Below are 5776 nucleotides of genomic sequence, written 5' to 3' on the forward strand. Positions count from 1 at the left end.
TCTTCTGCGGCACCTCGTAGAGCGCCATGAAGTAGCCGAAGGCGTTGGAGATGCCGATCAGCAGCAGCACGACGCCCGTGGTCTTGCACGCCTTGGCGCAGGCTTTGAGGAAGTTCTTCCACGTCAGCGAGCGGTAGACGAACACGGTGATCAGCAGCGCCCAGGCCACGGCGATCGAGGCCGATTCGGTCGCCGTGAACGCGCCCGACAGGATGCCGCCGAGGATGATCACCACCACCAGCAAGCCCGGCAGCGACGCGAGGAAGGCCGTCAGCACCGCCGGCCAGCCGCCAAAGCCGCCCGGCCGCACCGGGTAGCCGCGCTTGACCGCCACCCAGTAGGCGGCGGCGAGGTTGCACAGCGTCAGGATCAGCGCCGGGATCATCCCCGCCAGCATCAGGCTGAGCACGCTGACCGAGGCGATGCCCGAGGTGGCCAGCGTGAAGATGATCATGTTGTGCGAGGTCGGCATGATCGCGCCGACCAGCGCCGCGTGCGTGGTCACGTTGACGGCGTAGTCGGCGTCGTAGCCTTCCTTCTTCATCAGCGGGATCATCACCGAACCGATCGCCGACACGTCCGCCAGCGGCGAGCCGGCGACCCCACCGAAGATGGTGCAGCCGAGCACATTGCTCATGCCCAGCCCGCCACGCACATGGCCGACCAGGCTGTTGGCGAACTTGACGATGCGGTCGGCGATGCCGCCGTAGAGCATGAGTTCGCCCGCGAAAACGAAGAAGGGGATGGCCAGGAAGCTGAAGACCTGCATCCCGCCGACCATCTTCTGGAAGACGATGGCGATGGGCAGGCCCGCCGCGACGATGGTGGCGACCGAGGACAGGCCGATCGCGAACGCCACCGGGACACCCAGCAGCAAGAGGGCGGTGAAGCTCACCGCCAGGACAGTCAGTTCCATGCTGGCACCACTTCCTCGCCGCGCAGCAGCGCGACGATGTGTTCGATCGAGAACAGCACGATCAGCACGCCGGCGATGACCACCGGCACATAGTCGATGCCGTCCGGGACCGGCAGCATCGGTTTTTTCTCGCCCCACTTGGCCGAGGCCCAGAGCCAGCCGCCCTGCGCCATCAGGAAGCCGAACAGGCCCACCAGCGCGTGGATCAGCAGCTCGACCCGGTGGCGCCAGTGGTCCGGCAGCAGCGCGACCATCGACTCCAGCCCGATGTGGCCCGCGTCGCGCACGCCCACCGCCAGCCCGAACGCGGTGACGAACAGCACCAGCAGCATCGACAGCGCCTCGGCCCAGGTCGGGGTGTCGTTGAAGATGTAGCGGCCGATCACCTGGTACTGCACGCACAGGATGACCGCGATCAGCCCGATCACCGCCAGCACGAGGCTGAGCTTGGAGACTCCGGCACAGAATTTGGTGAACATGGCCGCTCCGCCTGGTGGGTTACTTGGTGTCCTGGATCGTCTTGACCAGGCGCTTGAGGTCCGGCGTGGTCATGAACTTGTCGTAGACCGGGCCCATCACGGCCTGGAAGGACTTCTTGTCCACCTCGGCGATTTCGGCGCCGCCGGCCTTGACGGCGGCCAGCGACTTGGTTTCCTGCTCGTCCCACTTCTTGCGCTGGAAGGCCACCGATTCCTTGGCCGCCGCGCGCACCATGTCCTGCTCGGCCTTGGGCAGCTTGTCCCAGGTGATCTTGGACATCAGCAGCATCTCGGGTGCCATCGAGTGCTCGGTGCGCGAGTAGAACTTGGCCGACTCGTAGTGCTTGACGCTGTCGTAGGACGGGATGTTGTTCTCGGCGGCATCGATCAGGCCGGTCTTCAGGCCGGTGTAGACCTCGCCGAAGGGCATCGGCGTGGCGTTGCCGCCCATCGCGCCGACCAGGGCGACCCACAGGTCCGACTGCTGCACCCGGACCTTCATGCCCTTCACGTCGGCGACCGTCTTGATCGGACGCTTGGCGTACAGCGAGCGGGCGCCCGAGTCGTAGAACGCCAGGCCGATGAAGCCCTGGTCCTCGCAGGACTTCAGGATCTCCTCGCCGGCCGGGCCGTCGAGCGAGGCGCGCATGTGCTCCACCGAATGGAACAGGAAGGGCATCGTCGGCACCAGCGTCTTGGCGCAGACCGCGTTCATCGGGCTGATGTTGACGCGGGTCATCTCCAGCGCGCCGATCTTCACCTGGTCGATGGTTTCCTTCTCGGTGCCGAGCGCGCCCTTGTTGAAGACCTTGATCTTGTGCTTGCCGCCGCTGCTTTTTTCCAGAAGCTGGCTCATGTACTTGACGGCGGCCACGGTCGGGTAGTCGTCCGAGTTGTGGATGTCGGCGGAGCGGAATTCGGCGGCCTGGGCGCAGGACAGTGCGGCCGCGGACAGCAGGGCGGCCAACAGGCGGGGGGTGGTCTGGGGCATGGTGTGTCTCCTCGGAATGAAGGGCATCGGCAAACGAGATTAAACGTTTACCTTGTGAATCAGGTCAAGATTTCAAAGGTAGGTGTTAGCCCGATTCGGGTTATACGGGAGGGGTGACAAGTAAACGTTTAACTTGGTGCATGGCTACAATCCAGGGCCATGACCGATGACGCTTCCACCCGCCGCCGCAAGCCCGCCACCATCCGCGATGTCGCGCAGGCGGCGGGCGTGTCCACCGCCACGGTGTCCAAGTTCATCAACGGCGGCCAGCGGTTCACCCGCGAGGTCGAGGAGCGCGTCACGGCCGCCGTGCGCGACCTCGGCTACAGCTCCAACCCGATGGCCCGCGGCATGATCACCGGCCAGACCGGCAACGTCGGCATCGTCATCCTCGACATCTGCAACCCGCACTTCACCAGCCTGGTCAAGGGCGCCTCCCGCGTGGCGGCGCGCGCCGGGCTGAACCTGCTGTTCACCGACACCGCCGAGGGCCACACGCCGGAGCTGGCCATGCTGCAGGCGCTCAGCCGGCGGGTGGATGGCGTGATCGTCAGTGCGCGCGTGTCCGAGCCGGCGCTGGAGTGGCTGCAGCATGCCGGCCTGCCCGTCGTCTACTACGGTGGGCACCAGCCCGGCCCCGGCTGCCGCAGCGTCGGGTCGGACAACCGGGCGGCGGCGCTGATGCTGGGCCGCCACCTGCGCGACCTCGGCCACCGGCGCGTGGCGTATGCCGGGTTCAGCGGGGCGCGCTGGAGCGCCGAGCGGTGGCAGGGGCTGCAGGACGCCTTTGCCGGCTGCGACAGCGCGCTGCGGCTGTTCGATGTCGAGGCTGCGGTGGCGGAAGAGGGCGAGCGGATCGCCTCGTCGGTGCTGCTGTGCGCCGAGCCGCCGGACGCGGTGGTGGCGTACAACGACCTGATCGCGCTGGGCTTGCTGGGGCAGGCGCAGGCGCTGGGCTTGCGGGTGCCCGAGGACGTGTCGATCGCCGGATTCGACAACATCGTCTACGGCCGCTACACCAGCCCGGCCCTGACCACCGTGGACACCGCCAGCGAGCTGACCGGCGAGACGGCCATGCAGCGCCTCATCGAGCGCATCCGGGCAGGCGCCGACACCGCGCCGCTCCCCGGCGGACACGACACCTTGGTGGCCCGCGTCATCGCCCGGCGTTCCACGGGCCGCCGCGCCGCGCGGACCTGAGCCGGTGCGCCGACTTGCTACAGTCCCACGACCCCTTCCGAGCCTGTTGCCCATGACGCCTGCCCCGACCACCGCCCGCCGCCGCCCCCGCACGCTGGCCCTCGAACTGGTCGAGTCGCTCGGCGACCGCATCCGCAACGGCCAGTTCGCCCCCGGCGACAAGCTGCCCACCGAGTCGGCGATCATGGTCGAGTTCGCGGTCAGCCGCACGGTGGTGCGCGAGGCGATCTCGCGGCTGCAGGCGGCCGGGCTGGTCGAGACGCGCCACGGCATCGGCACCTTCGTGCTCGGGCTGGGCGACGGACCGGGCTTCCGCATCGCGCCGGAGCAGATGGCCACGCTGCGCGACGTGATCGCGGTGCTGGAGCTGCGCATCGGCGTGGAAACCGAGGCCGCCGCGCTCGCCGCCCAGCGCCGCACCGATGCCGATCTGCAGGCCATGCGCGCGGCGCTCGACCTGGTGGTGCAGGCGATCGCATCCGGACAGGACGCGGTGGGGGCGGATTTCCAGTTCCATCTGGAGATTGCGCGCGCCACCCGCAACGACCACTTCGCCGATCTGATGACCGCGCTCGGCAGCATGATCATTCCGCGGGCGCGGCTGGCGCAGTCCGAGGCGCTCGACCCGGAGCGGCTGCGCTACCTGCGCCGCGTCAATGCCGAGCACGAGAGCATCTTCGACGCCATCGCCAGCCAGGATCCGGATGGCGCGCGGGCGGCGATGCGGACCCACCTGGCCAACAGCCGCGAGCGGCGGCGGCGAGCGCAGACCGAGGCGGTTTAGTTCCCGGCACCCAGCCCGATGAAGTCGGCCGCATGCCCGCTGGCCGGATGCACGAGGCGGCAGTGGCCCTCGGCGCCGCGCAGCAGGGACAGCGCCTGCACGGCGTAGCCGCCGGGCAGACCGCCGTGCAGCAGCGTGCCGACGTCGGCGCAGTCCCGCACGGGCCGGCAGCGACCCGGTTCCGCCTGGTGGCCCGTCACCAGACAGCCGCCCTGGTTCAGCAGCATGGCGGTGCTGGCTGCGCCGGCCAGGTGCTGCAGCGCGACACCCTCCGCGTCGGTCTGCAGATCGGCCAGTTGCGGCAGCGCGACCGCCGAGGCGGCGCCGATCGCGAGGAGGGCGGCGATCTGCTCGATCAGTGCGAAGCCGTTGACTCGGCCGCCATTCGTTCGTTGCCGCATGGGTGTTCTCCCGTGGAAGAGGGCAGTGTGGCGCGGCCCTGCGCGGGCGGCCATCCCGCTGACGCAGGAGCGGCGCACCGCATCCGGGTGGCCGGCGGTGCGGTGGTCTGCGGTGTTGGACAATCGCGGGATGATTCCTGACCACGCTCTCCAGCAATGGCTCCCGACCGAGCAGCGCGACGCCCAGGCGCTGGTGCGGGCCGTGTGTGACCGCGCCCGCGCGCTGGGGGTGGCGCTGTCCGAGCCACCGCCCGAGCCGACCAATTGCTGCGACAGCGGCTGCATTGGGTGCGTGTGGGAGACCTATGGCGCCGAGGTGGCGTATTGGCGCGACGAGTCCATGTTGCGCTGGACGTGATCTCTGTGTGATAATCGCGAGCTTTTCGGGCAGCAAGTAAAATTGCGCCCATTTTCGTCGTTCCGGCTCCTTCAGTCCTTCACGGGTCTGGTGGATGCGGCAACAACTTAGTCAGCCCGGCCAATCGTTGTCGGGTTATTGGAGAAGAACCATGAGTCTTAGCAATCGTCTCGGATTGCTGGGCCGCAAGGTGGGCATGATGCGCATCTTCACGGACGACGGTGATACCGTGCCCGTGACCGTGCTGGACGTGTCCAACAACCGCGTTGCCCAAGTCAAAACCGTGGAAACGGACGGCTATACCGCACTGCAGATCACGTTCGGCGCCCGCAAGGCGTCCCGCGTGAACAAGCCGTCGGCCGGACACCTGGCCAAGGCCGGTGTCGAAGCCGGTGAAGTGCTGCAAGAGTTCCGCGTCACGGCTGAAGTGGCCGCTGAATTCAAGGCTGGCGCCACCCTGCCGGTCACGATGTTCGCCGCTGGCCAGACCGTTGACGTGCAAGGCACCTCGATCGGCAAGGGCTTCGCCGGCACCATCAAGCGCCACAACTTCAGCTCGCAGCGCGCGTCGCACGGCAACAGCCGTTCGCACAACGTGCCGGGCTCGATCTCCATGGCGCAGGATCCGGGCCGCGTGTTCCCGGGCA

Annotated in this window: 8 protein-coding genes; 4 read left to right on the forward strand and 4 right to left on the reverse strand. The window is 68.1% G+C overall.

Annotation, left to right across the window (positions count from 1 at the left end):
* From QZW52_RS18245 to QZW52_RS18255, 3 genes are all read right to left on the reverse strand, one after another.
* Positions 1 to 916 (reverse strand): TRAP transporter large permease (locus tag QZW52_RS18245; protein WP_294001345.1); only part of this gene is annotated, 916 nt, incomplete at its 3' end.
* The gene (locus tag QZW52_RS18250) at positions 907 to 1395 is read right to left on the reverse strand and encodes a TRAP transporter small permease (RefSeq protein WP_294001347.1); all 489 of its coding nucleotides are present in this window, start codon (positions 1393 to 1395) and stop codon (positions 907 to 909) included. The genes QZW52_RS18245 and QZW52_RS18250, both read right to left, overlap by 10 nt.
* Before the next feature lie 19 nt (positions 1396 to 1414).
* The gene (locus tag QZW52_RS18255) at positions 1415 to 2386 is read right to left on the reverse strand and encodes a TRAP transporter substrate-binding protein (RefSeq protein WP_294001350.1); all 972 of its coding nucleotides are present in this window, start codon (positions 2384 to 2386) and stop codon (positions 1415 to 1417) included.
* 159 nt (positions 2387 to 2545) lie between these two features.
* On the opposite strand from QZW52_RS18255, the gene QZW52_RS18260 reads away from it, so the two are divergent.
* Positions 2546 to 3586 carry a LacI family DNA-binding transcriptional regulator gene (locus QZW52_RS18260; protein ID WP_294001352.1) on the forward strand — a complete coding sequence of 347 codons (1041 nt, stop codon included), beginning with the start codon at positions 2546 to 2548 and terminating at the stop codon, positions 3584 to 3586.
* 52 nt (positions 3587 to 3638) lie between these two features.
* On the forward strand, positions 3639 to 4370 hold the full coding sequence (locus QZW52_RS18265) for a FadR/GntR family transcriptional regulator (RefSeq protein WP_294001354.1): 732 nt from the start codon (positions 3639 to 3641) through the stop codon (positions 4368 to 4370).
* Here QZW52_RS18265 and QZW52_RS18270 read toward each other — a convergent pair.
* The gene (locus QZW52_RS18270) at positions 4367 to 4894 is read right to left on the reverse strand and encodes a hypothetical protein (protein WP_294001357.1); all 528 of its coding nucleotides are present in this window, start codon (positions 4892 to 4894) and stop codon (positions 4367 to 4369) included. The two genes, QZW52_RS18265 and QZW52_RS18270, sit on opposite strands and share 4 nt — an antisense overlap.
* Before the next feature lie 7 nt (positions 4895 to 4901).
* Between QZW52_RS18270 and QZW52_RS18275 the strand changes: the two genes are divergently transcribed.
* Together QZW52_RS18275 and rplC are read left to right on the forward strand one after the other, a co-directional pair.
* Positions 4902 to 5129 (forward strand): oxidoreductase-like domain-containing protein, encoded by a 228-nt coding sequence (locus tag QZW52_RS18275; protein WP_294001360.1) that lies wholly within the window; start codon positions 4902 to 4904, stop codon positions 5127 to 5129.
* Between the two features lie 151 nt (positions 5130 to 5280).
* Positions 5281 to 5776: 50S ribosomal protein L3 (gene rplC / locus QZW52_RS18280; protein ID WP_294001363.1), on the forward strand; the 496-nt coding region annotated here is incomplete at its 3' end.

It is taken from the genome of Sphaerotilus sp., from assembly GCF_013299175.1.
In the GTDB taxonomy this organism is placed as follows: domain Bacteria; phylum Pseudomonadota; class Gammaproteobacteria; order Burkholderiales; family Burkholderiaceae_C; genus Sphaerotilus.